The following is a 24,072-nucleotide window of genomic DNA, read 5'->3' as shown; positions in this document are numbered from 1 at the left end:
CTGCCCCCAGGTTCGTGAGTGAACGGCAGGGCCTATTCACTCACGAACGGGTCACCATTGGCACGGCAGGTCCGCGCGAATCACCGTCGGGCCGCCGGGCGGGCTGACGACGGTGATCACGCCGTCGATCGTGGCCGCCCGGTCGGCGAGCCCGGCGAGGCCGCCACCTGGCCGGACTTCGGCGCCGCCGTGCCCGTTGTCGGTGATCTCGACGATCACCATCGCGTCGGTGCGCCACACCTTCACGCCCGCTTCGGTCGCGCCCGAATGCTTCGCGATGTTCGTCAGCGTCTCGCCGACGATGAAGTACGCCGTCGTTTCGACCGCGGCGGGCGGTCGCGGTTCGACGTCCACCTCGACGTCGACGTGGATCGGCGACTTCGCGGCCTGAGCGGACAGTGCCGCGTCGAGGCCGCGGTCGCCGAGCACGGCCGGGTAGATGCCGCGGGCGAGATCGCGCAGTTCCGACACCGCGAGCTTGGCGTCGAGGTGCGCTTCGTCGATCAGTTCGCGCACGGCGTCGGGGTCCTGGTCGAACTTCGACTTCGCGCGGCCCAGGCTCATCGCGACGGCGACCAGGCGCTGTTGGGCGCCGTCGTGCAGGTCGCGTTCGATGCGGCGGCGTTCGGCTTCGGCGGCGTCGACACCGCGAGCCCGCGACGCCTGCAGCCGCTCGGCCTTCTGCTCCAGCTTCTGGGTGCGGTTCGGGCCGAGCAGCGAGAACGCCAGGTTGCCGTGCAGCCAGCCGACCCACGGGGTCACCCAGATCGCCATCGGCAGCAGCACGATCGACGCGATCGCGATCGGGAGCTCCACGCAGGCCAGCGGGAACGCCAGCATCAGGTAGGCGAGGTCGCGCCAGGTCGTCGGGTCGGTCAGCCGGGTCAGCCAGCGCTTGACCAGCGAGAGCCCTTCGAGGGAGAGACGTTCGACAGGCTCCAGCGGAGTTTCGAGCATCTTCCGTGCCCAGCCCCGCTCGCGGTCGGCGGACCAGCGGATGAAGTTGGTCGTGGCCATGAGGATCGGGAAGCCGATCCACACCACCGCCGTCGCGATACCGACCGACAGGCCCACGATGATCAAAACGAACTGGAGCAGCCGGAACAAGAAGCTGACGAACATGTAGACGATGGTCCGCAACGGCCGCGGCCGCGGAATCTGCACTTGCTGTACCTGCTGGTCGATCGTCATCCGCGCACCGTGCTCATCGTCGGAACCTCGCCCCATGAATCCTCCAGACGGCGGCGCTGGGCATGGGTCGGCCCGAGCAACGCCGTCGCCAGCCGGGCATGCAGCCCCGCCAGCGCCTTCGTCAACGCTACCGAGAGCGCGACGCACAACACGCCGAGAGCCGCCCAAGGCAGCGCCGAGACCGTCGAGTCGACGGTGAACCACGCGTTTTCCCAGGTCGGGAAGCGGTACTCGCCATTCGGCAGGAAGCGGTAGTAGATCGGCAGGCCGGCGAGGCCGAGACTGGTCGACCAGAACACCGTGACCAGGACGAACTCGACGATTCCGAGCGGGAAGAGCACCAAGAAGTAGCTGAGGTCGCGCCAGGTGGAGCCGTCCCGCAGCCGTGCCTTCCAGCGCACGGACTGGCCGCCGACGGGCAACGGGAGGTACGGCAGGTCGATGTAGCGGTCGAGCAGCGCGTACACCCTGGCGCGCTCCATCCTGGCCGCCCCGCGGACCGACAGGATCACCAGCGCGAGGATCGGCAGCCCGATCCAGACGATCGCCGTGCCGATCCCCGCCCAGATGAACGCCATCATGAGCGCGAACGCGCACACGCCCATCGGCAGGTTCATCAGCAGGTAGACCAGCGAGCCGCCGAACGACGGATCGGACCTGCTCAGCTCCCGCTCGGCCGCTAGCGAACTCATGGTCGTGCTCCTCTCCGAGGTCGATGGGACAAGCATCGTCCTCGGGAGGGGGCGGCGACATGGTGCCCGCGGGCATCCCGCAGGTGGGGCTAGCCCCACCTGCGGGATTAACCCGGTTGCCGAACGCGTTATGCTGTGGAGGTTGTGTCCCACCAAGGGGGTGAACGGTTTCGACTTTGGACGTTGAATCAGGAGAAGCGTGCCGGTGCAGGCGAGAGACCACCGTAAGCGTCATCGCAAACCAATAAGCGCCGAGCCTAAGAGCCAGCGCGAGTTCGCCCTTGCTGCCTAAGCAGTAGAGCAACTCTGTCGGTCCGGGGTCGCCTCCGACCCGGTCACCGGCATCAGCTAGGAGGCTTACCGTCACACTCGGCTACGGAGTGTGGTTGGGAATCAAACAGTGGCTGGGCTCGTCACTTCAGCTTGTTCGCGTGACTGAAGGGGCCAAGTAGAGACATAGCGGACTGCGCACGGAGAAGTCCTGGTGATACGCCAGAGGACCCGGGTTCAATTCCCGGCACCTCCACTGGTCGAACGGCGAGTGCTCGTACTGAGCACTCGCCGTTTCTCGTTTCTTGACCTTCACCCTGGGGCCGGGCTCAGGGTGGTGGAACCGGGCGATCGCCCGGGACGAGGGAGGTGATCATGGACCTGGTGACCATCGGCGCGTTCGCGCGGCTGGCCAGCCTGTCGCCCAAGGCCTTGCGGCTCTATGACGAGCTGAGCCTGCTGTCGCCGGTTCGGGTCGACCCCGGCACGGGATACCGCTGGTACTCGCCGGAACAGCTCGGGCGAGCACGCCGGATCGCGCAGTTGCGCCGCCTCGACATGCCGCTTTCCCGGATCAGGGCGGTCCTCGACCTGCCGTCCGGTGAGGCGGCCGTCGAGATAGGTGCCTTCCGGGGCGAGCAGGAACGGGGGTGGAAGGCCAAAAGCGAACTAGCCGCTTTCCTCGTCGCTCATTTGTTGGGGAAGGAAACCGTCATGTACGAAGTGTCCGTCCGTGAAATCCCGGCTCGCGCCCTGCTCTGTCTCAGCGAGCACCTCACCGCCGACAGGATCGGCGAGTTCGCGACCCCGCTTTTCGGCTTGTTCGGCGGCCCTTCGATCCCGCGGCCCGAGGGGAACGCCGGGCGGCCGTTTCTGCGCTATCACGGGGAAGTCAGCAAAGACAGCGACGCGGTGGTGGAGTTCTGCTGTCCGGTGGATCCGGGTGAGATCGAGGCCATCGGCGCCCGTTTTCCCGAGATGACCCGGAGCGACGAAAAAGCGGGCCGCGAGATCTACGTCAGCATTCCCAAAGCGAACATGATGACCGCGCTCGGATTCGAATCGCTGCACCGGTGGCTCGTCGAACACGACGAGGAAACCGATTGGAAGCCGCGTCAGATCTTCCTGGTCGATCCCACCACGGTCGAGGCGTCCGAGCCCGTTTATGAGCTGGCGGTCCGGCTTGGGGTGCGTTGACGTCTCCGTCGAGCGGGTCGTTCTCGTGCACGGTGTGCTGCTCTGTGGCTGCGTGGCGTGACGTGGCCCGGGCGGTGTGTAGGACTTCGGGGTCGTCAACGCGTGACGCCGAGCTGCGGCAGCTCCTCTTCAGCTCGTCGGAGGACCCTCGCGAGGTTTTCGAAGCGTTCTTCCCGCTCGCGGGTGTGCCGCTGCCCATCCGGATCCGGTGCCGGAAACGTCGCGGCACGGCGTCCACGCCCTGATCGGGATTCGATCGCCGGGAGACGCGAAATCGCCGCTCGATGTGCTGGCCGCGGCGGATTTCTGATGCTCGCGATCATCGCCGGACCACGAGGACATCGCCGCCGCGATCACGGAGGAGGACCGATGCCGCCTGCGGCATCGTCGTGGGGATGGAGCATTCGGTGCCAGACACGAGTGCGCCGTTCACTACCTGAATCGAGTCCTTCTTGAATCACGGAGAGTAGCAGAATCTAGATCATTTTCGTCTCAATTCACCCGCGCCGGGAACTGTCGCAGGGTGGGATGTCATGCTGAGTGTCCGACCATGGCCCTCTATCGAAACGACCCCGAGTCGACGGAGGGCCGGAAGAAGGTGGCAGATGACCTGGGCTAGGCATTCCAGTCGTCCCGACCCCGCTGAAGACCAGAGCCGGATGGCCGGTGTGCGTGCGGAGGAAGAAGTTCGCCTCACCCTGCAGAACGGCAGAGCCGCAAGGACCGTCGCCGGGCACGCCTCGGACGCCATCGACTGTGCGGAACTGCTGGCCATGCTCGGGCTCGAGGGAGTCCAGAAGAAGCACGTTCAGCGCACCTGACCCCCGATCCTCGTGGTCAGTTCGGCCGCGGTCAGGCGGACCTCTTCGGCCAGTTCAGGCCAAGTTTCCTCGCAGCCCTCGGCCCCCGGGCAGAGGTGGCGGAGGGTCACGCTGATCGCGGCCATCGGCCGGCCGCCGTGGTCGAAGACCGGGCAGGCCACCGAGGCGAATCCTTCGGTGACATGGCCGTCTTCGACCGCCCAGCCGAGCCTTCCCTCCGCGTTCAGTGTGCGGCGCAGTTCGGCGAGGGTGCGCGGGCCGCGGCCGGTGCGCAAGACGAACGCCGACGCCGCCGGGAAGAGCGCGCGCACGTGCGGCGACGGCAGGTGCCGCAGCATCGCCCTGCCTGATGCCGTCAGCTGACCCGGCAGCCGGACACCGACCTCGGTGACCAGGGTTTCCGGGCGCGTGGGGCGCTCTTTGACCAGGTAGAGCGACTCGTTGCCGTGCAGCACGCCGAGATGCGCGGTGTGGCCGACGCGGTCGGCGAGTTTGCGCAGCAGCGGGACCGCGAGCCGTTCCAGCGGATCGTGCCGCAGATAGGCCGAGCCGAGCTCGAACGCGGCGATCCCGAGGCCGTACCGGCGCTCGGCGGGCAGATGCGCCACGAAACCGGCGGCCTCCAGCTCGGCGAGCAGGTGATACGTCGTCGAACGCGGGAGGCCGAGTTCGCGCGCGATCGCGGCCGCCGACACCGGGCCCGGCCGGGCGGCGAGGGCGCGAAGGATGCCGAGGCCGCGTCGCAGAGCCGGTACTTCGCTGCTCTCACCCATGCAGACCTCCTGTTCGCCCGACCCCAGGGGGAGCAGGGGACCTTTGCTCTCGCTTCTCTCAACGTTGAGAGAAGCGAGAGCAAAGGTCCCCTGCTCCCGCCGCTAGGTCTTGGATACCAGACACAACCACCGGTTGGGGCCGCCCACCAGCGGGCATGGCGTTGTCCAATGGGGCCATGCCGGAAACCGTACTTCTGGGGTCCGAACCGCTTCGGCCCGAACAGGTCGTCGCGGTCGCCCGTGACCACTCGCCCGTCGCGGTCAGCGAAGCGGCCGAGAAGACCCTCGCCGCGACGCGTCAGCACATCGACAACCTCGCCCACGCCGAGACGCCCACGTACGGCGTTTCGACGGGCTTCGGTGCGCTCGCCACCAGGCACATCCCGCTCGAGCGCCGCACCGCCCTGCAGCGGTCGCTGATCCGGTCGCACGCGGCGGGCGCGGGTCCGGTCGTGGAGACCGAGGTCGTGCGTGCGCTGATGCTGCTGCGTCTCCGCACCCTCACCAGCGGGTACACCGGCGTCCGCCCGCAGACCGCGCAAGCGCTTGCGGCCCTGCTCAACGCCGGAATCACCCCGCTCGTCCACGAGTACGGCTCCCTCGGCTGCTCCGGCGACCTCGCGCCGCTGGCCGCCGTCGCGCTCGCGCTGATGGGGGAGGGCGAAGTCGAGTACAACGGCGAAGTCGTCCAGGCCGCCGTAGCGCTGAAGCATGCTGGGATCGAGCCTGTCGTTCTCGCGGAGAAGGAGGGCCTCGCCCTCACGAACGGGACCGACGGCATGCTCGGCATGCTCCTGCTGGCCGCCGCCGACCTGCGCAGGCTTTTCGACACCGCCGACATCACCGCCGCGATGAGCGTCGAAGCGCTCCTCGGCACCGATCGTGCCTTCGCCGCCGACCTCCAGGCCCTGCGCCCGCATCCCGGGCAGGCCCGAAGCGCCCACCGCATGTGGACGGCGCTGCAGGATTCGAAGATCGTCGAGAGCCACCGCGGGCCGGACTGCAACCGGGTCCAGGACGCCTACTCGCTCCGCTGCTCGCCCCAGGTGCACGGCGGCGCACGGGACAGCCTCACGCACGCGGAACTCGTCGCCGAGCGTGAGCTCCATTCCGCCGTCGACAACCCGGTCGTGCTGTCCGACGGCCGCGTCGAGTCCAACGGCAACTTCCACGGCGCCCCGGTCGCGTACGTGCTCGACTTCCTCGCCATCCCGCTCGCGGACGTCGCGAGCATCGCCGAGCGGCGCACCGACCGCATGCTCGACAAGGCCCGCTCGCACGGCCTGCCGCCGTTCCTCGCGTTCGACCCCGGCGTCGATTCCGGCCACATGATCGCCCAGTACACGCAGGCCGCCGTGGTCAGCGAGCTCAAGCGCCTCGCGGTGCCGGCGTCGGTCGACTCGATCCCGAGCAGCGCCATGCAGGAGGACCACGTCTCCATGGGCTGGTCCGCCGCGCGCAAGCTGCGCAAGGCCGTCGAGGGGCTCAACACCGTCCTCGCCATCGAACTGCTCACCGCCGCGCGGGCACTCGACATGCGCTCGCCCCTGGTCCCGTCGCCGGTCACCGGCCGGGTCCGGGATCTCGTCCGCACCAAGGTCGAGGGCCCCGGCCCCGACCGTCATCTGGCGCCGGAGATCGCCGCCGCCGAAGAACTCGTCGCGTCGGGTGCCGTCCTCGCCGCGGCCCAACTGGAGGTCTGAGCCCATGACCCGCACGGTCCGTGCCGCCCGAGGCACCACGCTCACCGCGAAGAACTGGCAGACCGAAGCCGCGTTGCGGATGTTCCACAACAACCTCGACCCCGAGGTCGCCGAGCGCCCGGAAGACCTGGTCGTCTACGGCGGCACCGGCAAGGCCGCCCGCAACTGGGCCAGCTTCGACGCGATCACCCGCGAACTGACCACTTTGGACAGTGACGAGACGCTGCTCGTCCAGTCCGGCAAGCCGGTCGGCGTGTTCCGCACGCACGAATGGGCGCCGCGGGTGCTCATCGCGAACTCCAACCTCGTCGGCGACTGGGCGACGTGGCCGGAATTCCGCCGCCTGGAAGCACAGGGCCTGACCATGTACGGCCAGATGACCGCCGGGTCCTGGATCTACATCGGCACGCAGGGAATCCTGCAGGGGACCTATGAAACGTTCGCCGCCGTCGCGAAGAAGCGCTTCGGCGGGACTCTCAAGGGCACGCTCACCGTCACCGCCGGACTCGGCGGCATGGGCGGCGCGCAGCCGCTGGCCGTCACGATGAACGACGGTGTCGCGCTCGTCATCGAATGCGACCCGCAGCGCGCTCACCGCCGCGTCGAGACCCGCTACCTCGACGAGGTCGCCGACGACCTCGACGACGCGATCCGCCGCGTGGAAGCCGCCAAGAAGGAGAAGCGCGCGCTGTCCGTCGGCGTCGTCGGCAACGCCGCCGAGGTGCTGCCCGAACTGCTGCGCCGCGGCGTCGAGGTCGACATCGTCACCGACCAGACCTCCGCGCACGACCCGCTTTCCTATCTGCCCAAGGGCATCGGTGTCGACGAGTGGCAGGACTACGCGGACAAGAAGCCCGACGAGTTCACCGAACGCGCCCGCGAATCGATGGCGGAGCACGTCGAAGCGATGCTCGGCTTCCTCGACAAGGGCGCCGAGGTCTTCGACTACGGCAACTCGCTGCGCGGTGAGGCGAAACTGGGCGGCTGCGAGCGCGCGTTCGACTTCCCGGGCTTCGTGCCCGCCTACATCCGCCCGCTGTTCTGCGAGGGCAACGGCCCGTTCCGCTGGGCGGCGCTGTCGGGTGATCCCGAGGACATCGCGGCCACCGACCGCGCGATGCTGGAACTGTTCCCGGAGAACGAATCCCTCGCGCGCTGGATCAAACTGGCCGGCGAGCGCGTCGCCTTCCAAGGGCTTCCGTCGCGGATCTGCTGGCTCGGCTACGGCGAGCGGCATCTCGCGGGCCTGCGGTTCAACGAAATGGTCGCCAGTGGCGAACTGAAGGCGCCGGTCGTCATCGGCCGCGACCACCTCGACTCGGGAAGCGTCGCCTCGCCGTACCGCGAGACCGAAGGCATGGCCGACGGCTCCGACGCGATCGCCGACTGGCCATTGCTGAACGCGCTGGTCAACACCTCCTCGGGCGCCAGCTGGGTGTCGATCCATCACGGCGGCGGCGTCGGCATGGGCCGTTCCATCCACGCGGGCCAGGTCAGCGTGGCCGACGGAACCCTGCTGGCCGCGCAGAAACTCGAGCGCGTGCTCACCAACGACCCGGGCATGGGCGTCATCCGGCACGTCGACGCCGGTTACGACAGCGCCGCCGAGGTCGCCGACGAGCGCGGCGTGCGCGTGCCCATGCGGGACGCCGAGTGACCGCGTCCTCGCTGCTGGCGGAGATCTCGGACGTCGGCCGCGACCCGAAGCGCGGCGGCTACTCCCGTCACGCCTTCGACGCGGCCGAAACCGAGCTGCGCGCGTGGTTCGTCGAACGCGCCGGACGGCTGGGACTGGGCGTCGAGACCGACCGCAACGGCAACATCTGGGCCTGGTGGGGTACGCCCGGCGCGGACGCCGTCGTCACCGGGAGCCACCTCGACTCGGTTCCCGGAGGTGGCGCCTTCGACGGTCCGCTCGGCGTCGCGAGTGCGCTCGACGCGGTGGAGATCCTGCAGGCCAAGGGATTCCGCCCCGCCAAGCCGTTCGCCGTCGTGGTCTTCGCGGAAGAAGAGGGCGGGCGCTTCGGCGTGCCGTGCCTCGGCTCGCGGCTGCTGACCGGGACGATCGACGCGGACAAGGCGCGCGGGCTGCGTGATCCGGAAGGCGTCACGTTCGCCGAAGCGGCGGCGAAATCCGGTCTCGATCCCGAACTCCTCGGCCGCGACTCCGAACGCCTCGGCCTGATCGGGCGGTTCCTGGAACTGCACGTCGAGCAGGGGCGCGGGCTGATCGACCTCGGCTCGCCGGTCGCCGTCGGCAACACGGTGATCGCGCATGGTCGATGGCGATTCTCCTTCCAGGGGCAGGGAAATCATGCCGGTGCGACGCTGATCGGCGACCGTCGCGACCCGATGATCCCGGCGGCCGAAACCGTCCTTGCCGTGCGGAAGCTGGCGAAGGCGACAGCCGACGCCAGGGCCACTGTCGGCAGGCTCGTGCCTGTTCCGGGCGGGACCAACGTCATCGCGTCCACTGTGGACCTGTGGCTGGACGCGCGGGTGCCGGGCACGGATACGCCCGAACTGGTCGCGGAGATCGCGAAGCTGGCCGAAGAAGCCGCTGGTCAGGAAGGTTGCCGGGTCGAGGTGACCAGGGAGTCTTACTCGGACGACGTCATTTTCGACGACGCGCTGCGCCGCGACTTGGGCACTTGGCTGGGCGGGCCGCCGGAGCTGCCGACCGGGGCCGGGCACGACGCGGCGATCCTCGCCGGATTCGTCCCGTCCGGGATGCTCTACGTGCGCAATCCGACCGGGATCAGTCATTCCCCGGAGGAGTTCTCCGAGGCCGACGACGTCGACCATGGCGCCCGTGCGCTCGCGGACGTCCTGGAAAAACTGTCGACATGACGACATATTGGTGTGAGCGGGCCTGGCTGCCGGACGGGATCGCCGATGCCGTCCGGATCGAGGTCGACGGCGGGAAGATCACTTCCGTGGCCGCGAACGCGCCTCGCACGGGCACCGTCCTGAGTGGACTGACCTTGCCGGGCTTCGCCAACGGTCACTCGCACGCGTTCCATCGCGCGCTGCGCGGCCGGACGCATCATGACCGCGGGACCTTCTGGACGTGGCGCGAGCGGATGTACTCGCTCGCGTCGCGGCTGGAGCCGGACTCGTATTACCGCCTGGCGCGCGGGGTCTACGCCGAGATGGTGCTGGCCGGGTACACGAGTGTCGGCGAGTTCCACTACCTGCACCACGCGCCGGGCGGAAAGCCTTACGCCGAGCCGAACGCGATGGGCGAGGCGCTGCGGCAGGCCGCCGCGGACGCCGGGATCCGGCTCACTCTCCTCGACACGTGCTACCTGGCGGGCGGCATAGGTGTGGAGCCTGACGAGGTCCAGCGGCGGTTCTCCGACGGTTCCGCCACGAACTGGGCGCAACGAGTCGGCGAACTGCGTGAAGGGGAGACGTTCCGGGTGGGCGGCGCGATCCATTCGGTGCGTGCCGTCCCCGAAGATCAACTGTCCGAAGTGGACAAGGGGACGCCCGAGGATCGGCCGCTGCACATCCACCTTTCCGAGCAGCGGGCCGAGAACGAGCAGTGCATGGCGGCCTATCACTGGACTCCGACGGGGCTGCTCTGGGACAACGGCGTACTCACCGATCGGCTCACCGCTGTGCACGCGACGCACCTGACAGCGGGCGACGTCAAATGGCTCGGTGAGGCGCGAAGCCGTGCATGCTTCTGCCCGACGACCGAGCGGGATCTCGGCGACGGGATCGGCCCGGCTCGGACGTTGCTGGACGCGGGGGTGCGGCTGTCGCTCGGCAGTGACAGCAACGCGGTCGTCGACGCGTTCGAGGAGACCAGGGCACTGGAGCTGAACGAGCGGCTCGCCAGTGAGCGGCGCGGCCGGTTCACCGCGGAGGAACTGCTCGCGGCGGCGACGGATCACGGCGCCGTCGGCTGGGACGAGGTCGGAGAGCTGGCTCCAGGAGCGGGCGCGGACCTGGTCACGGTCGGCTTGGGCTCGGTGCGGACCGCCGGGATCGAGCCGTCCGGGGTGGTCTTCGCCGCCTCCGGCGCGGACGTCCGGGATGTCGTCGTCGCCGGGCGTGAGATCGTTCGCGGTGGCGCGCATCAGCTGATCGACCGGCCGGAAACGGTCTTGGCCAAGGAGATCGAAGCATTGTGGCAGTCCTGATCACGGGTATCGGCGAGCTCACCACGAACGACGCCGAGCTGGGCAAACTCCGCGACGCGGCCGTCGTCATCGAGGGTGATGAGATCGCGTGGGCGGGCTCGGCGGCGGACGCGCCCGACGCGGACGAGCGGATCGACGTCGACGGCCGTGCGGTACTGCCCGGCTGGGTGGACAGCCACACGCATCTGGTGTTCGCCGGGGACCGGACGGCCGAGTTCGAGGCGCGGATGGCAGGGAAGGCGTACAGCGCCGGGGGGATCGCGGTCACCGTCGACGCGACGCGGGCGGCTTCCGACGAGCAGCTGGCGGCGAACCTGCGGCGTCACGTCGACGAAGCGGCGAAGCAGGGCACAACGTGTCTGGAGACGAAGACCGGGTACGGGCTCAACGTCGAAGACGAGGTGCGGTCTGCGCGGATCGCCGCCGAGGTGGCCGACGAGGTCACGTTCCTCGGCGCGCATCTGGTGCCGCCTGGCGCGGACGCGGAGTCCTATGTGGACCTGGTGTGCGGCGACATGCTCGACGCCGTGGCGCCGCTCGTGCGGTGGGCGGACGTGTTCTGCGAGACCGGCGCGTTCGACGAGACGCAGTCCGGGCGGGTGCTGAAGGCGGCGCGGGAACGCGGCCTCGGGCTGCGGGTGCACGGGAATCAGCTGGGGGAGGGGCCGGGGGTGCGGCTCGCCGTCGAGCTGGGGGCGGCGAGTGTCGACCACTGCACGTACCTGAGCGAAGCGGACGTCGAGGCTCTCGCCGCTTCGGACACCGTCGCGACCTTGTTGCCCGCGTGCGACCTGTCGACTCGGCAGCCGTTGGCGCCGGCGAGGCGGCTGCTGGACGCGGGAGCGACGGTCGCGCTGGCCAGCAACGCGAACCCGGGCAGCTCGTACACGACGTCGATGGCGTTCTGCGTCACGACCGCGGTGCTGCAGATGCGGATGACGATCGACGAAGCGGTGTGGTCGGCGACGGCGGGCGGCGCTCGCGCGCTACGGCGCGACGATGTCGGCTTCGTGCGGCCTGGGGCGCGAGCCGACCTTCAGGTACTGGAGGCGCCTTCGGCGACGCACCTCGCGTACCGGCCCGGCGTGCCGCTCACGGCCGCTGTCTGGCGGCGCGGCGAGCTGCTGACCAGCGGTTTCGCCGGAAAGCGATAGCAAAGGTCCCTTGCTCCCCCGCCGGGATCAGGAGGCTTGGTCGAGGGTTTCCTCGATGCGTTCGCGCAGGGTGGGCGGGAGTTCGCCGAGCAGGTGGGACCACTGCTCGACGCGCTTCTCGCTCAGATGGGTGAGCAGGTCGAGCACCGGCGCCCACAGCTCCTCGTCGGCGGCCGCGACCTGCAGGAGGCCGCGGAACCGGGCTTCGGAGAGCAGCCCGAGGACGTGATCGATCCGGCTCTTGTCGTCGAGGACGAACGCGATCCGGATCAGCGCCTCGTCGCCGATGACGCCGAGGGCCCGGCGCACCGTCGGATCGGGCAGGTGGCCGACGAACCGGCCGACGGTGATCCAGTCCTCGCGGCGCACCAGTTCCCCGGCGACCGCGACGACGGTGTCGAGCGGGATGCGCGCGATGATCGCGCTCGCCCGGCGCGGGTCCAGTTCGGCCGCGACGTCGGACAGGAACTGCGGCTTCAGCCGCTTCGCGACGTCGACGCCCCTGGAGGCGTCCACGAGCCCGGCGATCCGCGCGCACAGAAGCGGGCCGAAGACCTTCTCGGCGATCTTCGCGAGGATCGGGCTCGGGACGAGCTTGCTCGCCATCGCCATCCGCTCGAGGGCGGCGAGGTTGGCGTCGAACAGCGTGTCCGTGACCTGCTCACGGAACGTCTGAAGCTCCGCCGCGTCCACGTTCTCCAGGTAGGAGAGCCGTTCGGGGGTGGTGCCGAGGACGCGGGCGAGTTTGAGGATCTCCGCCTGCGAAGCGAAGTTTTCGGTGGTCACAGGCCCACTACCTTGCGGATGGTGCCGCGCAGAAGCGCGGGTACGTACCTCAGGCCCTCTTCGCCCGCTTCGGCCAAGGCTTTGGCCTGGCGGTGGCGCGCGTCGCGCAACGCGTCGGAGAGGTCCTGTTTTTCGTTGTCGGCCAGCGCTTCGATGCCTGCCGGGACAGGACCGCCTAGCTGGCCGGTGAGTGTGCGCTCGGCCATGGTCGATCATCATGCCTCATGAATCCGGCGGAGACCCGATGATCGGGGGACCTTTACTTTCGTCCATGGCGGACCGTTCGGCGCGACTTGTAGCGTCCAGGCCTGTGATGGACGTTGAGGAACCCGTGCGGCGCGGGCGGCGGCTGGTCATGGACGTCGCCTTGTGGCTCGGGCTCTGCGGCTGGGTGGTCATCGACGCCGGGTCCAGCACGCGGCCGTGGGAACTGGTCGCCGGGCTCACCGCGACCACCGCCGCGATCGCGGTTTCGCGCCGGTATCCGCTGGTCTCACTCGGGATCGCGATGGTCGCCAGCTTCGTCGTCATGGGCAGCTTCGGCGGCCGGGTGCCGATCTGGGAAGGGTTCGTCCTGGTCGCGGTCAGCTACCTCGCCGGCTACCGGCAACCGGTCGCGAAGCCGATGTTGCGCCTCTTCACCGTCGTTTCCATGATCGCGGTTCCCGTCGCGCTGGTGTGGAGCAAGGACGGCTTCGCGTCCTGGGGTGCCCTGCTCGGTGTCCTGGTCTTCGCGTCGGTGACGCCGTGGCTGATGGGCCGGTACATCCGGCAGCGCGAGGACATGGCGCGCGACGGCTGGCGCCGCGCCGAGGAGATGGAGAGCCGTCAGCGCCTCGTCGCCGACCGTGCGCGGCTGCGCGAGCGCACCCGGATCGCGAGCGACATGCATGACTCGCTGGGGCACGAGTTGAGTCTCATCGCGGTGCGTGCGGCGGCGCTGGAGGTCGCGGGCGGGCTCGACGAGCCTCAGCGGCAGGCCGCGGGCGAGCTGCGGCAGAGCGCCGCGACGGCGACCGAGCGGCTGCGCGAGATCATCGGGGTGCTGCGCGAGGACGACGCGCCGACCGAACCGGTGCACGAGAGCATCGACGACCTGCTCGACCGCACGAGGGCGTCGGGCGTGCTGATCGATTCCTCCGTGGACGGCCCGGTGGACGGCGAGCCGAGGATGGTCGACCGCGCCGCGTATCGCGTGGTCCAGGAATCGGTCACGAACGTGGTGAAGCACGCTCCCGGTGCCGCCGTCACCGTCCGCGTCGTGCGTTCGGAGGGACGGACGGACGTCGTGGTCACCAACGCCGCGCCTCCCGCGGGGCCGCTGCCGGGACGGACCTCGGGCAAACGCGGGCTGATCGGCCTTCGCGAGCGTGTCCGGCTGGTCGGCGGGACCTTGCGGGCGGGCCCCCACGACGGCGGATTCGAGGTCGGCGCGACCTTGCCGCACGACGCGGCGCCGTCGGAGGAATCGCCGGAGAGCCAGGCGGCGATGGACGCCGAGGTGGGGCAGTCGGTTTCGGCCAGGGAACTGGAACGCGCCCGCCGTGACGTCCGGCGCAGCCTGATTCAGGCTGTCGTCGTGCCGATCGGGCTCTTCGGCGTGGTGGTCGCTATCAGCGGGAGCGTGTTCCTCGTCCAGTGGTATGGCTCCGTACTCGCCGGTGCGGATTACGAGCGCATGTCGCCGGGCCAGACGCGGGCGGAGATCGCGCGCGTCCTGCCCGGCGGGCAGCGGATCGCGCGGCCGCGTCAGGTGGAACCGCCGGTGCCCGCCGGGGCGACATGCGAGTACTACGGCACCGAGCGCACCGTGTTCAACTTGAACTACGAGGCCTACCGGCTGTGCTTCACCGCCGGGAAACTCGTGTCGAAGGACTTGATCAGTGAAGACGAGTAAAGGGGGACCCGGATGATCCGGGTGGTGCTGGCCGATGACGAGGCGATGATCCGCGCCGGAGTGTCGGCGATCCTGGCGGCGGACGCCGGGATCGAAGTGGTCGCGGAGGCCGAGAACGGCAGTGCCGCTATCGAACAGGCGCGCGCGACCAGGCCGGATGTCGTGCTGCTCGACATCCGGATGCCGGTCATGGACGGGCTCAAGGCCGCTGAGGAGATCCGGCGGCTGCTGCCCGAGATCGGCGTGATCATGCTGACCACGTTCGGCGAGGACGCCTACATCGAGCGCGCGCTGGGCCTCGGCGCGAGCGGATTCCTGCTGAAATCCGGTGATCCCCGCGAGTTGCTCGCGGGGATCCACGCCGTCGCCGGTGGAGCGGCCTTCCTCTCACCGAAGGTCGCGCAGCGGGTCATCGCCCGGTTCTCCGGCAACCAGGTGTCCCGTGCCGAAGAGGCGAAGACGCTGATCGGCAAGCTGACGCCGCGCGAGCAGGAAGTGCTGGCACTCCTGGGTTCCGGACTGTCCAATGCGGACATCGCGGCGAAGCTGTTCGTCGTCGAGGGCACCGTGAAGGCTTACGTGAGCACGATCCTCAACCGGCTCGGCGCGCGCAACCGGGTGCAGGCGGCGATCACGGCGTACGAGGCGGGGCTGGTCGGCGGGGAACGGGAGGGGTCCAGCCGCTGACGCCGGCGCCGATACGGGCGGTGAGCGCGCCGGGGAGCAGGCGGAACACGCCGTTGCGGACGGCCACGGCGAGCGGGTTGCGCAGCTGTGGCCCTACCTTCCCGGCTTGGACCGAGGCTTTGACGACGGCTTGGCTGCGCGGGCGGCGTTGCTCGTCGTAGCTCTTCAAGGCCGCGTCGATGTCTTCGGTGGTACTGAGCGCGGCGGCGAGGACGACCGCGTCTTCGATCGCCTGGCAGCCGCCTTGGCCGAGGAACGGCGGCATCGCGTGCGCCGCGTCGCCGAGAAGGGCGACGCGGCCCTTCACGTATGAGGGCAGGGGAGTGCCGAGCAGGTAGAGATCGTGGTGGAGCAGCGTCTCGGGCGTTGTCGCGTCGATGAGCTCGGGAATGGGTGCGTGCCAGCCGCCGAAGCGCTCCTTCAGAAACGACTTCGGGTCTTCGTGCCGGATTCCGGCTTCGGCGACGTAGCTCGCCCACCAGTAGACGCGGCCGTCGTGCAACGGGATGACGCCGATCTCGGCGCCGTCGTCCCAGCTCGTGCTGAGTTCGGCCGCGCGGGGGAGGGCGGTCACCGCGCGGAAGGCCGTGCTGCCGCTGTAAACCGGTTCGGGATGCCGCGGCCACAGCTGTTTCCGGACGCCGCTGTGGATTCCGTCGGCGGCGACGATGACGTCCGCGTCGAGATCGTCGAGGCCGGTGACCTCCGTGCCGGTGCGGACGAGGCCGGCGGGCAGCGCGTCGCGGAGTGCGCCGATGAGGTCGGCGCGGTGGATGGCGGCGAGCGGGCGGCCGTGGTGACGGCGGAACGCCTCGGCGTCCCACCGGGTGATGCGGCGGCCGTCGCGGTCGTGGAGCCCGCCCGACGACTGTTCCTGCAGGGTGCCGAGATGGATGTCCAGTGTTTCGAGTGAGCGCAGGGCGTTCGGCCACAGGGAGATGCCGGCGCCGGCGGCGGTGAGTTCCGGGGCTCGCTCCAGGACGGTGACCTCCCAGCCGATGCCGTGCAGCCCGATAGCCGCTGTCAGTCCGCCGATTCCTCCGCCGACCACGATCGCTTTGCGCATGTCGACCTCCTCTACATGTGTAGAGTACTACTACACTTGTAGAGTGCGAAAGGCGACGATCGGGGACGCGGCCATCGAAGTGATCGCGGCCGAAGGAATGCGGGGGCTGACGCATCGCGCGGTCGACAAGTTCGCCGGGCTGCCGTCGGGTTCGACCTCGTACTACGCGCGGACCCGGGCCGCGCTGCTGGAACTGGCGATCTCGCGGATGGTCGAACTCGACGACGTCACGCTCGACCCGCCGCCCGGCGGGCTGGCCGAGTACGTGGCGGGGTTCGCCCACGCGGCGATCACGGGCGGGCGGACGCGGATGCTCGCGCGGTACGAATTCGCGCTGGAGGCGACGCGGCGGCCGGAGCTGCGCGAGGCCTACGACCGCGGGGGGCTGGTCATCCGGCGGCGGTGCGCCGAGGTGCTGGCCGACCGCGGCTCGGCGGAGCCGGAGCGGCACGCGCGGGTGCTCGTCGCGTGGCTGGACGGGACGATCTTCGACGCGCTGGCCGGGACCGGGTCGCTGCGGCCGCCGGATCTCGCGGAGCTGACGCGGGGGGCGCGGGAGGTGCTGGCGGGGCTCGGGGTGGCGGGGTAGCGGGGGACCTTTGGTATCGCCAAAGTCCGTGAAGGCCTCCTTCCCTACCTTGAGAGTAGGGAAGGAGGCCTTCACGGACCGGCCGCGCCACCTGACGTCAGCCGCAGGGGCCGGCGATAGCAAAGGTCCCTTGCTCTCCCTCAGGCGTCGCGGCGCCGCAGGACGGTGGAACCGGCGGCGAGACCGGCCGCAGCCCAAGCCATACAGAGCGCGATGCCGACCCAAGGCGCGTAGGGCGCGACGCCGCCGAAGATCGGGTTCGGCTCCCCTGCGTTGAGCATCGCGTTGACACCCGCGAAGCCGGGGAAGTAGTTCAGGGCGTCTTCGCCGCCCAGTGAACCGGCGAACATCGGGATCATCACCAGCAGCACGAACATCGTCACGATCGTCCCCGCCGTGCTCCGCAGCGCCGTCCCCAGACCGAGGCACAGCAGGCCCAGCAGTGCGAAGTAGCCGCCCATGCCCGCCGACGTGGCGAGCACGTCGCCCACCGACGAATCCCGCGCCGGGATCAGCGGCGCCGAGATCGCCACGCCGACGAGCGTGTTCAGGACGCCGTAGCCGAACAGCACCGGCACCAGGACGGCGGACTTCGCCGCGAGGACCCGGTTCCGCACCGGGACCCACTGCAGGGTCGAGCGGATGCTGCCGCTGGCGTATTCGCTCGTGATGAACAGCGTCGCCAGCGCGACCACGGCGAACTGCGTGAGGTAGAAAGCCGCCCCGGTCACCACGGCGTGCGGGGCCATCGAGCGTTCGACGCCCGCGTTCGCGGCCAGGCCCACCGCACCGGAGTAGGCGAGCATCAACAAGACGCCGGCGATCAGGCACCACCAAGTCGACCGGACCGACCAGAACTTCGTCCATTCCGAAGAGGCCGCGTTCATCGTGCGGTCCACTGCTTGAAGAAGCCGGACAGCTCATCGCGGAAGAACTTCAGCGCCTTCACCGAATCGATCGAGCCGTACTGGTTCTCGACCTCGGCAGGCGGGATGTGCGGCCGCAGCCCCAGTTGGTCGACCAGGATCGCCGCGTCGGTCACCGACGAGTGACCACTGTCCTTGACCAGGAAGTCCTTCTTCGGCCCGGTCAGCCGCGGCCAGGTCTCGTTCCAGGATTCGCGGTAGTACTTCTCGCCGGTCGGGCTGGTCAGCAGCAGGAACGGCCGGTCGAGGGAGACGATGCCGAAGAACGGGCCGTCGACGTTCACGCCCGCCTTGATCCGCCGGTCGGAGACCATCGAAGCGGCGGTCGCCGAACCCCCGGCGGAGTGACCGGCCATCCCGATCTTCCCGGCGTCGATCGACCAGCGCCGGTCCTTCAGCAGGGTGTCGACGACGAACGACGTGTCGATCGCGCGGTTCGCGATCGCGGCGGGCCACGGGTCGGGCTGCTGTCCACAAGCGACACACTGGCGCAGCCCGTCGGGGAACTCGGTCGCCCAGGCTTCGTAGGCGTGGTCGACCCCGGCGACCACGAAACCTTGTGAGGCAAGGTGTTCCGCCACCGAGGTCAGGGTGATCCGGTTGTTGCCAGCGCCCGGCGACAGCACCACCAGCGGACGTCGCCCCGGCAGGGAAGGCGCGTTCTCCCGCGAGTGGACCCGCACCTTGCTCAGCGTGTCCGGCGGCAGGTCGAGTTTCCGCCCGGCGACCGCCGCCGCGGACTCCGCTTCGGTCATGTACAAGGGCGCGCGCCCGATCGGGACGGCCGGATACCAGACGTTGACCATCAGCTCCCGCCGCTTTTCGGGCACCCAGGGGTCGGCCCGCTGCTGATCGGTGAGGTGCAGGGTGCGCAGCCCGATCGGGAGCGGGCCACCCGGCGCGGGCAGCGACAAAGCCGGTGCCGCCGGGGTGGCCGACGCGATCGCCGGTGCTCCCAGCAGGCCCGCGATCACCGCTACCGAGACCATGAGTGCCTTCATGCCGCGACTCCCGTTCCGTATTCGACCGACGAAGCGGTCAGTTCCATGTAGGCCTGTTCGAGCGAGGCGGTCCGCTCCGCCAGTTCGTGCACGCGGATCCCGAGTTCGTGCACGGTGTCGCCGACGCGGTGCACCGGGAGGTCGTGCACGAGAAGTTCATCCCGGTCGGTTTCCGTGGTCGCGCCGAGGGACCGGAGACGCTGTTCGAGCGCCTGCAGTTCGACGGGAACGGGCACCCGCACCGCGACCGAAGTCCGCGAATTACCCGCGATGAATTCGTCGACCGGTGCGTCGGCCAGCAGCTTTCCCTTGCCGATGATGACCAGCCTGTCCGCGGTCAGCTGCATTTCGCTCATCAGATGGCTCGACACGAACACCGTGCGGCCCTCCGCCGCGAGCGACCGCATCAGGTGCCGCACCCAGCGGACGCCGTCGGGGTCGAGGCCGTTGACCGGCTCGTCGAACATCAGCACGCGCGGGTCGCCCAGCAGCGCGCCGGCGATGCCGAGCCGCTGCCCCATGCCGAGGGAGAACGTCCCGGCCCGTTTGCCCGCGACGTCGGTGAGCCCGACCGTCGCGAGCACTTCGTCCACCCGGCTGTCCGGGATCCCGTTGCTGCGCGCCATCGCCAGGAGGTGCTTGCCCGCGCTCCGGCCGGGGTGCAGTGCCTTGGCCTCCAGCAGCGCGCCGACCTCGCGCAGCGGGTGCCGCAGGTCCGCGTACTTCGTGCCGTCGATGTGGACCTCGCCCGCGCTCGGCGTGTCCAGGCCGAGCGTCATCCGCATGGTCGTCGACTTGCCCGCACCGTTGGGACCGAGGAATCCGGTCACCTTGCCCGATTCGACGGCGAAGGTCAGCCCGTCGACCACCGTCTTCTCGCCGTAGCGCTTCGTGAGTCCTCGAAGCGTGATCATCCGCGTCCTCCTTCGTGGTCCCTTGAGTCTTCAATGAGGAGGCCCCCGCGGACATCGACCCGAAGTCATCGGCCGACCCTTACTTTCGGCAGGTGCCGCTCGGCACGAGTCACCGCGGAAAGGCAGAATCGGCGGCATGACCACCCGCGAACAACGGCGCGTGAATCCGCTCGACCTGGTGATGCTCGTCCTCGCCGTGTTCTCCGTCGGGCTGCTCGTCTATGTGACGTTCTTCCCGCATTCGGACGAGACGGCGCATACCGTCTTCATCATCGACACGACGGTGTGCGGGATCTTCGCGCTGGAATTCCTGTGGCGGTGGCGGCGCAACGGCTGGGAGAAGTGGTTCCCGCTGCGCAACTGGTACGAAATCCTCGGCATGATCCCCATCGCGCATCCGGCGCTGCGCGGGTTCCGGCTGCTGCGGGTCCTGGTCGTGCTCATCCGGCTCGCGCGCACGGCCGACCGCGCTTTCGGGGAGCGGTTCACGCAGCGCCTTGTCGAACGGCTTTCGCGGCCGATCGTGCTGGCGATCAAGAAACCGATCACGATCGCGGTGCTCGACGAGGTCGTCAAGGTGCTGGAAACCGGGAACTACCCGCAGAACCTCGCGCGCTCACTCGGCGACAACCAGTCGCTGCTGCGCGGGATCATCGCCGAGAAACTCAAGAACGACCCGCAGGCGGGACGGCTTTCGAAGCTGCCGTTCCACGACGAGGTGGTGCGCTCGGTGATCGACACCGCGATGCGCGTGATCCTCGAGGTACTCACGGACCCGCGGATCGACGAGTTCTTCGCGCACGTGGTGCGGGAGAACCGTGAGCAGATCCGGAGCGCGGTGCAGCTGGGGCTGAACGAGCAGGAGGACGACGAGGAGCTGGCGTCGCACCTGCCGACCCGGCCGCAGCACCAGATGATGGACTGACGGGGCGCGGGGATGTCATGAAAGGGTCGTTCAGGACGAAAAGTGTCTTGACCGCCCCTTTCATGACATCCGGCGCGGGGTGGTCCGCCGGGTGGGCGCCGCACTCAGCGGGTCTTCGGGCCAGGGGTGCTTCGGGTAGCGCCCTCGGAGATCGGCGCGCACGGCCGCGTAACCGGTGCGCCAGAACGACTCCAGATCGGCGGTGACGGCGGCGGGCCGTCCGGCGGGCGAGAGCAGGTGCAGCACGACGGGCACGCCCGCCAGCTCCGGCGTCGCGAGCCACCCGAAGGTCTCCTGCAGTTTCACGGCCAGCACCGGCTGCTCACCCGAGTAGTCGACGCGGATCCGCGAACCCGTCGGCACCTCCAGCCGGTCCGGCGCCAGTTCGTCCAGCCGTGACGCTTCGGGCCAGGGCATCAGCCCGCGCAGCGCGGCGCCCGCGTCCAGTGAAGCCAGGTCCGACCGGCGGCGGGCGGTGCCGAGGTCGAGCCACGAGTCCAAAGTGGACAGCAGGGCGGCGTCGGAGACCGCGGGCCAAGGCGAACCCAGCACTCGATGCAGGAAAGACAGCCGCTCGCGCAGCCGCCGCCCGTCTTCCGACCACCGCAGCAGGCCGAGCCCTTCGGTGCGCAAGCCGTCCAGCAGCGCGGCGCGGATCGCGTCCGGCGCGGGCGAGCGCAACGGCTTCTCCGACAGCACGATCGCCCCGAGCCGCCGCACCGAACGCGCCACGACCTCACCCGAAGACCAGTGCACCTCGTCCTTCGAAGACACCAGATTCGGGGCCGCGCGGACGGCGAGGTCCTCGTCCGCGGGCGCGGCCAGCCGGATGATGCCCTGCGCGCGGCCGGGATCCCGGGTCGCTTCGGCCACCGCCAGCCATTCCACGTCGGCCAGCCCGCTGCCGCGCGGCAGTTCCGCCGCCGTCCCACCGGCCATCAGGTAGACCGGCGTCCCCGCGGACCGCCGTCGCGCGAGCCGCTCGGGATGCGCCAGCGCCACGACCAGCGCCGGATCGGCCGCGCCGCCGCCGTCGGGCACCAGCTTGGAAAGCCTGCGCACGTCGGACTTCCAGCGCTCGTCGCCCCGCACCCGCCGCAGTTCGGCTTCGAGGTCGGTCAGCGAGCCGCCGCTGTCCAGCAGCGCGACGACCTCGGCCGCCGAACGCGCGTTGGTCCGCGCCGCGCCGTCCAGCAACGCCCGCGCCAGTCGCGGATGCAGGCCCAGCCCGGCCATTTTCCGGCCGCGCTCGGTCACTTTCCCGTCTTCGTCGGTCGCCCCGAGTGTGGTCAGCAACGCGCGACCGGCGGCCAGCGCGCCTTCGCCCGGCGGATCCCACCAGGCGAGGCCGGAACCGTCCGGGGTGGACCAGCACGCGAGTTCGAGCGCGAAACGCGCCAGCTCCGCCGTCCTGATCTCGGGTTCGGGGTACGCGGGAAGCGAACCCTGCTCATGCGCCGCCCAGCACCGGTAGACGCGCCCTGGCGCTTCTCGTCCGGCACGGCCGGCGCGCTGGTCCGCGACCGCGGCCGAAACCCGGACCGTCGCCAGCCCCGGCAGGCCGCGCCGATGATCGACCCTGGGCACCCGGGACAGCCCGCAGTCCACCACCGCGCGGACGCCCGGCACGGTCAGGCTGGACTCGGCGACCGACGTCGAGAGCACCACCCGGCGGCGGGCACGCGGGCGCAGCGCGTCGTCCTGGGCCGCCGCCGAAAGCCGCCCGTGCAGCGGCAGCACGTCGGCGTCCAGGCCGTTGAGCTGCCCGCTCACTCTGGCGATCTCGCCCGCGCCAGGAAGGAAAGCGAGCACGTCGCCGTCCCCTTCGGACAGTGCTTTGTGGATCGTGCGGACCACGGTCGCCTCGATTCGCTCACCGCGCGTGGGCGGGGAGTACGCGACGTCGACAGGGTAGGTCCGCGCCTGCGCGGTGATCACCGGCGCGTCCCCGAGCAGGGCCGCCAGCCGCCCGGCGGCCACGGTGGCGGACGTCGCGAGCAGGCGCAGATCGTCCCGCAGCCCGGCGCGCACGTCCAGCAGCAGCGCGAGCAGCAGGTCCGCGTCGAGATGGCGTTCGTGGCATTCGTCGAGCAGGACGGTCGAAACCCCGGCCAGTTCGGGATCGCCCTGCACCCGCCGGACCAGCAGCCCCGAAGTGACCACTTCGATACGCGTCGAAGAAGACACCTTCCGGTCGCCGCGGACCGAGTAGCCGACCGTCTCGCCGACCCGCTCGCCGAGCAGGGACGCCATCCGTGCCGCCGCGGCGCGCGCGGCCAGCCGCCTCGGTTCGGCGACGATCACCCGGCCTTCGCCGTTGTCCAGCGCGAGCGGCACCAGGGTGGTCTTGCCGGTGCCAGGGGGCGCGACGAGCACCGCGGTGCCATGGGCGTCGAGAGCGGCTTCGAGTTCGGGCAGGACGGCGCGAACCGGCAGATCGGGAAGGGTCACTGCTCGGTGACCTGCGGCGGAGGCGGGATCCGGTAGCCGGACGGGCCGATGTTGCGGTTCAGCGATTCGAGCCACTCCCCGGACGAGATCATCTTCTGGATGGCCCTGGCCACCGCCGCCCGCCCCTCGATGTCGTCCTTGCGGATGCCGACGCCGTATTTCTCCTTCGAGAACGGCTTGCCGACCACCCTCAGCAACTCCGGGTTCTGCGCCACGTATCCGGCCAGGATGACGTCGTCGGTGGTCACCGCGTCCACCTGTCCGGCGAGCAGCGCCGTGACGCAGTCCTGGTAGCGCGGGTACTCGACGAGCTGGACGGCCTGGGCGAACTTGTCGCGCACCTGCTCGGCCGAGGTGGTGCCGCCCACAGCGCACAGTTTGCGGCCGTTGAGGTTCTCGGGACCGGTGATGTCTGTCGACCGGAGGCGGACGAGCAGGTCCTGGCCGGTGTCGAAATAGGGTCCGGCGAAAGCGACCATCTGCTTGCGCTTCTCGGTGATGGAGTAGGTCGCCACCATCAGATCCGTGGTCCCGGAGGTGATGTCCGTCTCGCGCGACGACGGCTTGCTGTCGTGCCAGGTGATGTGATCCTCCTCCACGCCCAATTCGCCGGCGATGTACTTCGCCACGTCGACGTCGAAACCGACGTACCGGCCGTCGACCGTCCGCTTGGAGAGGCCCGGCTGGTCGAAGCGGATCCCGATGGTGAGTTCGTTGAACGAGACGGCACGCGCGACGAGGGAATCCGACGGACCGGCCTCTTTGCCGCAGGCCGCCGCTGTGACCAGCATCAAACACGCCACCAGCAGCGCGCGTCCCCTCATCGGGTGCCTCCGTCCGCCGCCTCACATTGTTCTCAGGGTTGACGGCTAGCCTAA

21 protein-coding genes, 1 other RNA gene and 1 pseudogene are annotated in these 24,072 nt (G+C 69.7%); 12 read left to right on the top strand and 11 right to left on the bottom strand.

Features of this window, described 5'->3' with window-relative positions; all coding sequences use genetic code 11:
- Positions 1-51: 51 nt before the first annotated feature.
- Together ACFOSH_RS05250 and ACFOSH_RS05245 are read right to left on the bottom strand one after the other, a co-directional pair.
- Entirely contained in the window at positions 52-1,191 is a 1,140-nt protein-coding gene (locus ACFOSH_RS05250; protein WP_378237522.1) for a sensor histidine kinase, read from the bottom strand.
- Positions 1,188-1,883, bottom strand: coding sequence for a sensor domain-containing protein (locus ACFOSH_RS05245; RefSeq protein ID WP_378237521.1), 696 nt, complete (start codon positions 1,881-1,883; stop codon positions 1,188-1,190). Before ACFOSH_RS05245 ends, ACFOSH_RS05250 begins: the two co-directional genes overlap by 4 nt.
- Positions 1,884-2,039: 156 nt before the next feature.
- Between ACFOSH_RS05245 and ssrA the strand changes: the two genes are divergently transcribed.
- From ssrA to ACFOSH_RS05230, 3 genes are all read left to right on the top strand, one after another.
- Positions 2,040-2,412, top strand: a transfer-messenger RNA (tmRNA) gene (ssrA, locus tag ACFOSH_RS05240).
- A 116-nt stretch (positions 2,413-2,528) separates the two neighbouring features.
- Positions 2,529-3,350, top strand: a complete 822-nt coding sequence (locus tag ACFOSH_RS05235; RefSeq protein WP_378237520.1) for a MerR family transcriptional regulator — start codon at positions 2,529-2,531, stop codon at positions 3,348-3,350.
- Between the two features lie 605 nt (positions 3,351-3,955).
- Positions 3,956-4,171, top strand: a complete 216-nt coding sequence (locus ACFOSH_RS05230) for a hypothetical protein (protein ID WP_093936178.1) — start codon at positions 3,956-3,958, stop codon at positions 4,169-4,171.
- Here the strand turns inward: ACFOSH_RS05230 and ACFOSH_RS05225 are convergent.
- Positions 4,159-4,944 (bottom strand): IclR family transcriptional regulator, encoded by a 786-nt coding sequence (locus tag ACFOSH_RS05225; protein WP_378237519.1) that lies wholly within the window; start codon positions 4,942-4,944, stop codon positions 4,159-4,161. The two genes, ACFOSH_RS05230 and ACFOSH_RS05225, sit on opposite strands and share 13 nt — an antisense overlap.
- 176 nt (positions 4,945-5,120) lie before the next feature.
- Between ACFOSH_RS05225 and hutH the strand changes: the two genes are divergently transcribed.
- Genes hutH through hutI form a run of 5 tightly spaced genes read left to right on the top strand, consistent with a single transcriptional unit; the run spans position 5,121 to position 11,952 of the window.
- Entirely contained in the window at positions 5,121-6,647 is a 1,527-nt protein-coding gene (gene hutH / locus ACFOSH_RS05220; RefSeq protein WP_378237518.1) for a histidine ammonia-lyase, read from the top strand.
- Positions 6,648-6,651: 4 nt separating this feature from the next.
- Positions 6,652-8,304 carry a urocanate hydratase gene (gene hutU / locus ACFOSH_RS05215; RefSeq protein ID WP_378237517.1) on the top strand — a complete coding sequence of 551 codons (1,653 nt, stop codon included), beginning with the start codon at positions 6,652-6,654 and terminating at the stop codon, positions 8,302-8,304.
- A complete protein-coding gene (locus tag ACFOSH_RS05210; RefSeq protein WP_378237516.1) occupies positions 8,301-9,497 on the top strand; it encodes an allantoate amidohydrolase in 1,197 nt (398 codons plus the stop codon). Before hutU ends, ACFOSH_RS05210 begins: the two co-directional genes overlap by 4 nt.
- Positions 9,494-10,798, top strand: a complete 1,305-nt coding sequence (locus ACFOSH_RS05205) for a formimidoylglutamate deiminase (protein ID WP_378237515.1) — start codon at positions 9,494-9,496, stop codon at positions 10,796-10,798. Before ACFOSH_RS05210 ends, ACFOSH_RS05205 begins: the two co-directional genes overlap by 4 nt.
- Positions 10,786-11,952: an imidazolonepropionase gene (hutI, locus tag ACFOSH_RS05200; RefSeq protein ID WP_378237513.1), complete on the top strand. Its 1,167-nt coding sequence runs from the start codon at positions 10,786-10,788 to the stop codon at positions 11,950-11,952. Before ACFOSH_RS05205 ends, hutI begins: the two co-directional genes overlap by 13 nt.
- A 27-nt stretch (positions 11,953-11,979) precedes the next feature.
- On the opposite strand, the gene ACFOSH_RS05195 is transcribed toward hutI, so the two are convergent.
- Positions 11,980-12,738: a hypothetical protein gene (locus ACFOSH_RS05195; protein ID WP_378237512.1), complete on the bottom strand. Its 759-nt coding sequence runs from the start codon at positions 12,736-12,738 to the stop codon at positions 11,980-11,982.
- Positions 12,735-12,944 carry a hypothetical protein gene (locus ACFOSH_RS05190; RefSeq protein ID WP_378237511.1) on the bottom strand — a complete coding sequence of 70 codons (210 nt, stop codon included), beginning with the start codon at positions 12,942-12,944 and terminating at the stop codon, positions 12,735-12,737. The genes ACFOSH_RS05195 and ACFOSH_RS05190 overlap by 4 nt, the downstream gene beginning before the upstream one ends.
- A gap of 107 nt (positions 12,945-13,051) precedes the next feature.
- On the opposite strand from ACFOSH_RS05190, the pseudogene ACFOSH_RS05185 reads away from it, so the two are divergent.
- A pseudogene (locus tag ACFOSH_RS05185) lies at positions 13,052-14,673 on the top strand (sensor histidine kinase).
- Complete coding sequence (locus tag ACFOSH_RS05180) at positions 14,648-15,322, top strand: response regulator (protein WP_378237510.1); 675 nt, start codon at positions 14,648-14,650, stop codon at positions 15,320-15,322. Before ACFOSH_RS05185 ends, ACFOSH_RS05180 begins: the two are co-directional and overlap by 26 nt.
- On the opposite strand, the gene ACFOSH_RS05175 is transcribed toward ACFOSH_RS05180, so the two are convergent.
- Positions 15,267-16,388 (bottom strand): FAD-dependent monooxygenase, encoded by a 1,122-nt coding sequence (locus tag ACFOSH_RS05175; RefSeq protein WP_378237509.1) that lies wholly within the window; start codon positions 16,386-16,388, stop codon positions 15,267-15,269. The genes ACFOSH_RS05180 and ACFOSH_RS05175 overlap by 56 nt on opposite strands.
- A gap of 43 nt (positions 16,389-16,431) precedes the next feature.
- Here ACFOSH_RS05175 and ACFOSH_RS05170 point away from each other — a divergent pair, with 43 nt between their 5' ends.
- Entirely contained in the window at positions 16,432-16,977 is a 546-nt protein-coding gene (locus ACFOSH_RS05170; RefSeq protein WP_378237508.1) for a TetR/AcrR family transcriptional regulator, read from the top strand.
- Positions 16,978-17,117: 140 nt separating this feature from the next.
- On the opposite strand, the gene ACFOSH_RS05165 is transcribed toward ACFOSH_RS05170, so the two are convergent.
- From ACFOSH_RS05165 to ACFOSH_RS05155, 3 genes are read right to left on the bottom strand one after another with little or no spacing between them, the layout of a single operon-like run.
- Complete coding sequence (locus ACFOSH_RS05165; RefSeq protein WP_378237507.1) at positions 17,118-17,864, bottom strand: ABC transporter permease; 747 nt, start codon at positions 17,862-17,864, stop codon at positions 17,118-17,120.
- Positions 17,861-18,904 carry an alpha/beta hydrolase family protein gene (locus ACFOSH_RS05160; RefSeq protein WP_378237506.1) on the bottom strand — a complete coding sequence of 348 codons (1,044 nt, stop codon included), beginning with the start codon at positions 18,902-18,904 and terminating at the stop codon, positions 17,861-17,863. Before ACFOSH_RS05160 ends, ACFOSH_RS05165 begins: the two co-directional genes overlap by 4 nt.
- The gene (locus ACFOSH_RS05155) at positions 18,901-19,818 is read right to left on the bottom strand and encodes an ABC transporter ATP-binding protein (protein WP_378237505.1); all 918 of its coding nucleotides are present in this window, start codon (positions 19,816-19,818) and stop codon (positions 18,901-18,903) included. Before ACFOSH_RS05155 ends, ACFOSH_RS05160 begins: the two co-directional genes overlap by 4 nt.
- A gap of 136 nt (positions 19,819-19,954) precedes the next feature.
- Here ACFOSH_RS05155 and ACFOSH_RS05150 point away from each other — a divergent pair, with 136 nt between their 5' ends.
- The gene (locus ACFOSH_RS05150; RefSeq protein WP_378237504.1) at positions 19,955-20,743 is read left to right on the top strand and encodes an ion transporter; all 789 of its coding nucleotides are present in this window, start codon (positions 19,955-19,957) and stop codon (positions 20,741-20,743) included.
- Between the two features lie 60 nt (positions 20,744-20,803).
- Here the strand turns inward: ACFOSH_RS05150 and hrpB are convergent, their stop codons facing one another.
- Both hrpB and ACFOSH_RS05140 read right to left on the bottom strand, forming a co-directional pair.
- Positions 20,804-23,194, bottom strand: coding sequence for an ATP-dependent helicase HrpB (hrpB, locus tag ACFOSH_RS05145; RefSeq protein ID WP_378237503.1), 2,391 nt, complete (start codon positions 23,192-23,194; stop codon positions 20,804-20,806).
- Positions 23,191-24,018 carry a glutamate ABC transporter substrate-binding protein gene (locus ACFOSH_RS05140; RefSeq protein WP_378237502.1) on the bottom strand — a complete coding sequence of 276 codons (828 nt, stop codon included), beginning with the start codon at positions 24,016-24,018 and terminating at the stop codon, positions 23,191-23,193. The genes hrpB and ACFOSH_RS05140 overlap by 4 nt, the downstream gene beginning before the upstream one ends.
- Between the last annotated feature and the right edge of the window lie 54 nt (positions 24,019-24,072).

It is taken from the genome of Amycolatopsis speibonae (assembly GCF_042647925.1).
Classification (GTDB): Bacteria; Actinomycetota; Actinomycetes; order Mycobacteriales; family Pseudonocardiaceae; genus Amycolatopsis; species Amycolatopsis speibonae.
This window is presented reverse-complemented; position numbering and strand designations above follow the sequence as displayed.

Bases quoted from the DNA above. Each gene is read 5' to 3' on its own strand.
- ACFOSH_RS05150 (WP_378237504.1), top strand. From the start codon at position 19,955: ATGACCACCCGCGAACAACGGCGCGTGAATCCGCTCGACCTGGTGATG.
- ACFOSH_RS05175 (WP_378237509.1), bottom strand. From the start codon at position 16,388: ATGCGCAAAGCGATCGTGGTCGGCGGAGGAATCGGCGGACTGACAGCG.
- ACFOSH_RS05235 (WP_378237520.1), top strand. From the start codon at position 2,529: ATGGACCTGGTGACCATCGGCGCGTTCGCGCGGCTGGCCAGCCTGTCG.
- ACFOSH_RS05230 (WP_093936178.1), top strand. From the start codon at position 3,956: ATGACCTGGGCTAGGCATTCCAGTCGTCCCGACCCCGCTGAAGACCAG.
- ACFOSH_RS05225 (WP_378237519.1), bottom strand. From the start codon at position 4,944: ATGGGTGAGAGCAGCGAAGTACCGGCTCTGCGACGCGGCCTCGGCATC.
- ACFOSH_RS05160 (WP_378237506.1), bottom strand. From the start codon at position 18,904: ATGAAGGCACTCATGGTCTCGGTAGCGGTGATCGCGGGCCTGCTGGGA.
- ACFOSH_RS05180 (WP_378237510.1), top strand. From the start codon at position 14,648: ATGATCCGGGTGGTGCTGGCCGATGACGAGGCGATGATCCGCGCCGGA.
- ACFOSH_RS05190 (WP_378237511.1), bottom strand. From the start codon at position 12,944: ATGGCCGAGCGCACACTCACCGGCCAGCTAGGCGGTCCTGTCCCGGCA.
- hutU (WP_378237517.1), top strand. From the start codon at position 6,652: ATGACCCGCACGGTCCGTGCCGCCCGAGGCACCACGCTCACCGCGAAG.
- ACFOSH_RS05140 (WP_378237502.1), bottom strand. From the start codon at position 24,018: ATGAGGGGACGCGCGCTGCTGGTGGCGTGTTTGATGCTGGTCACAGCG.
- ACFOSH_RS05205 (WP_378237515.1), top strand. From the start codon at position 9,494: ATGACGACATATTGGTGTGAGCGGGCCTGGCTGCCGGACGGGATCGCC.
- ACFOSH_RS05245 (WP_378237521.1), bottom strand. From the start codon at position 1,883: ATGAGTTCGCTAGCGGCCGAGCGGGAGCTGAGCAGGTCCGATCCGTCG.
- hutH (WP_378237518.1), top strand. From the start codon at position 5,121: ATGCCGGAAACCGTACTTCTGGGGTCCGAACCGCTTCGGCCCGAACAG.
- ACFOSH_RS05250 (WP_378237522.1), bottom strand. From the start codon at position 1,191: ATGACGATCGACCAGCAGGTACAGCAAGTGCAGATTCCGCGGCCGCGG.
- ACFOSH_RS05155 (WP_378237505.1), bottom strand. From the start codon at position 19,818: ATGATCACGCTTCGAGGACTCACGAAGCGCTACGGCGAGAAGACGGTG.
- ACFOSH_RS05165 (WP_378237507.1), bottom strand. From the start codon at position 17,864: ATGAACGCGGCCTCTTCGGAATGGACGAAGTTCTGGTCGGTCCGGTCG.